Origin of the sequence: Streptomyces sp. NPDC057271 (assembly GCF_042668715.1) — a bacterium.
In the GTDB taxonomy this organism is placed as follows: domain Bacteria; phylum Actinomycetota; class Actinomycetes; order Streptomycetales; family Streptomycetaceae; genus Streptomyces.
Genome location: NZ_JBHUYJ010000218.1, coordinates 1 through 3062, shown reverse-complemented (window position 1 = coordinate 3062; position 3062 = coordinate 1). Strand labels below are relative to the sequence as shown.

Sequence of the window (3062 nt, the reverse complement as noted above, 5' to 3'; positions counted from 1 at the left end):
GACCCCCGACTCCTCCGGCTCACCCTTCTCACCACCACATCCCGCGAGAACAAGGACCAGACCCACACAGACGGCACTGATAGAACGGGCGGCCACCCGAGAAGAGAACATGTGGTACTCCTGGGAATCGACAGAGAAGATGGTGGGACCCCCGCGCATCCGGCGAACCAAAATGAACTGCAGTAGCGGGCATCATCCAGTTAGCTGTACGGATCCGACCGCCAGATCGGTTCTGGCCCTCAGGCGAGTCCAGCCGCTGGGCGGTGTTTAGGTCGGGGTTCTGGTCGACGCCTCGCGCTGTGATGATCACGGGGTGCGGCGTGGCGATCTTCACGATGAGCAGTGGTCGTTGCTGGAGTCGTTGCTGCCTGCGGCGGGTGCGAGTCGCAGGTGGCCGGGTCGGCGGCGGCTGCAGCATGTCCGGCCGCAGCACGTGCAGCAGTCGGCCGGCGTAGTTCGTCTCGCCCTCGGCGGTGGGGCCGAACGCGGCGCCGGCCAGGGCCCGGGTGCCGGTCTCGATCAGCGTCATCAACTCCAGCGTCGGATAGCCATGATGCGAAGTCCTGCCCAGCCAGGCCCGGTTCCGCTCGGAATCGGGGACTCTCAGCGAACTGCAGCCGTCGAACGACACCGCCGTCGATCAGATCGCCGGTCTGCCGGGAGGGAAGCATCCGGGCGGTGATCACCCGTGAGTAGCCGGAAACGATCACGAGTACCGGCGGCCGGCCCGACTGCCCATAACCCAGTGGGATGTCGGCCGGCGGGAACCACAGGTCGCACTGGGCGAGCTCGCCGGGCTGGTAGACCGTCCGCGAGACCGGATCCACCGGCAGATAGGCCGGCCGCAGCTCGCGAACCCGCTCGCGCAGAACCGTCAGCCCACGCTCCCACCCGATCCTCTCCGCGATCACGGTGACCGGCATCGCCGGAGTCTGCTTCAACAGCTCACGGATCGCGGGCTCCACCGCGTCCACCGCCGAACCCTTCGCAGCCCGCCGGTACTGCGGCGGCCGGTCCGAGGCCAGAGCCCGCAGCACGGTGTTCCTGGAAATCCCCAGCTGCCGGGCCACCGCCCGGGCCGACAGCCCCTCAGACCGGTGCAGCCGACGGATCTCAGCCCAGTCCTCCACGTGGATCACCCTCTCTTCCTCCTGACCCCAGAACCAGTGAAGTCAGAATGATCAAGAGATCGCAGAGTGGCTCACTTTTCATCCGCCGTACGTGGCCCTCGTTTCACCCGTTGCCGACATGCCGTTGAGAGTGTTGCCTGGCGACGTCGGCGGATTCTCCGTCCCAGGCAAACCACCGTCTCCACGGGGGCCGGCCCCACCGGCAGGCCGGCGGCTACCTGCTTCAGCGCTGCAGCCAGGTCCTCTTCCTGCTTCATCGGATCGTTCCTTTCTGCGGGACGGGACGTCGAAGCCCTGCTGGGGTTGCTGCGGCTCGTTCAGCCAGGGCAGTCAGAAGGCCGTCTTCCCGCAGTTTTGCCAGTCCCCGGGTGATCTGGCTGCGTACCGTGCTGGTCGACCTCGGCGCCGACCATTTCACCCGCCGCGATCCCGAACGTGCCAAGCGACGGATGATCAAGAAAGCCAACAGCCTCGTCCTGACCGTCCGCTTCGAACCTCTCACGGCCTGAACCACCCAACCACGGGGGCCATTTTCGTGGCAGTCCCCGAAGTGGCCGCAGAGCCTGTGACGTACAAGCGAGAGTCACCCTGAAGCGGCTGCAATCGCCGCATCAGAGCCGTGCAAGGGGGGGCTGGCATCCTCCCGACGTCTCGTCCGAAAAAGATCCAGTGGTTACGATCAATAGAAATGAGACAGCTCCCCTCAAGGGAAAGAATTTGATTTACGGAAGGGATCATCCTGATCCACTTTGACCACAGAGGAAGTATCGACCCGAATATAATTCACCTCCGCGGTAATCAGAAATTAAAAATGCATCCCGGTTGAGCACTCTTGGTGCGCCCCAGCGCGATCATCCGATCTTCAATGCGCGAATGCCTTTTCCGCACGAGCGGCGACTCACAGGTTCGCCCTGCGATTTAGCCCCGATTGAAACCGTGAATCATATCAAGTGAGCACCATGGCCATCAATGAATCGACGTCATCAATTTCACTCCGCCACCCATCATTGGCCGCTACGTGGCAGTCAGACGCCGCATGCGCTGCACCCAACGTAGATCCAGATTACTTCTTCCCCGAGGAGAAGATCACCAAGTTTAGCGGCGCGGGAAGCAGAGCCAAGCGCATCTGTGCGGACTGTCCAGTGCGAGACGAATGCCTTCGTGCGGCTTTGGACGGACGTGAGGCGGCGGGCATTTGGGGGGGCCTCAGCCCGCTGGAGCGGTACGCTCTAGGGGGTCCCCGACCGCGAGGGGCACGCACAGTAAATGATGCCTGAATACGAAGCTACGGATCGAGCTCTTCTGTGGATAAAGAATTCGGGATTATCCTCCACCTGGTGTCGCTATCCGAAACGGTTTGGGTTCTGGGGCGTTGGGGGTGTGTGAGCGATCTGGTGGGGGACGCGCGGTATCTGTCGCCGTCGGCGCAGGAGGGTCTGCGGTTGCGGGCGGTGGCCGCGTTGGTGGCGGGCAGGGCTTGATCAAGTTCCCTGGGTGTCCGGGTTGTTGGTGATGCCCAGGAGCGGGAGGGCTCGTTCGGGCTGGTCGCGGATTGCGCGGGTGGTCTTGGCGATGTTGACGGCTCCGAGGGTTTTGAGCAGGCCGATGGCGAGGTTGCGGAAGGTGGCCATGGCGCGGGGTGCGGTGCCGGTGTGGAGGGTGGAGGCGTCCTCGGCGTAGGTCACGTCTCTCACGTGGTGCAGAGCCTCGACGGCCCAGTGGCCGCGGACGGCGGCGGCGAGTTCGGCCGGGGTGGTCTGGTGGGCGTCGAGGCTGGTGACGGCGTAGATGGTCTCGCGGCTCTCGCGCTCGCCGGTGTCGGCGTACAAGTGAACGTGGCTCTGGCAAGATTTTCGTAGCCGGAGATCATCTCGGTGACACGGTCAGCCGGTCCGCAACGCGGGCAGCCTGTGGCTGTGCTCTGTTGAACTG

General features: G+C 64.1%; 3 protein-coding genes and 1 pseudogene. 2 read left to right on the top strand and 2 right to left on the bottom strand.

Translation table 11 applies throughout. The features are described 5' to 3' along the window. Nucleotides 1-632: 632 nt before the first annotated feature. Nucleotides 633-1139 (bottom strand): annotated as a pseudogene (locus tag ACFUJR_RS38990) (helix-turn-helix domain-containing protein); the annotation flags it as partial. Nucleotides 1140-1498: 359 nt separating this feature from the next. Here ACFUJR_RS38990 and ACFUJR_RS38985 point away from each other — a divergent pair. Both ACFUJR_RS38985 and ACFUJR_RS38980 read left to right on the top strand, forming a co-directional pair. Continuing rightward, nucleotides 1499-1639 carry a hypothetical protein gene (locus ACFUJR_RS38985; protein WP_383181485.1) on the top strand — a complete coding sequence of 47 codons (141 nt, stop codon included), beginning with the start codon at nucleotides 1499-1501 and terminating at the stop codon, nucleotides 1637-1639. 450 nt (nucleotides 1640-2089) lie between these two features. Continuing rightward, nucleotides 2090-2407 carry a WhiB family transcriptional regulator gene (locus tag ACFUJR_RS38980; RefSeq protein ID WP_383181488.1) on the top strand — a complete coding sequence of 106 codons (318 nt, stop codon included), beginning with the start codon at nucleotides 2090-2092 and terminating at the stop codon, nucleotides 2405-2407. Between the two features lie 204 nt (nucleotides 2408-2611). On the opposite strand, the gene ACFUJR_RS38975 is transcribed toward ACFUJR_RS38980, so the two are convergent. Continuing rightward, complete coding sequence (locus ACFUJR_RS38975; RefSeq protein WP_383181491.1) at nucleotides 2612-2959, bottom strand: transposase; 348 nt, start codon at nucleotides 2957-2959, stop codon at nucleotides 2612-2614. Between the last annotated feature and the right edge of the window lie 103 nt (nucleotides 2960-3062).

Excerpts from the sequence above, each read along its gene's own strand:
- ACFUJR_RS38980 (WP_383181488.1), top strand. The coding sequence starts at position 2,090 with ATGGCCATCAATGAATCGACGTCATCAATTTCACTCCGCCACCCATCA.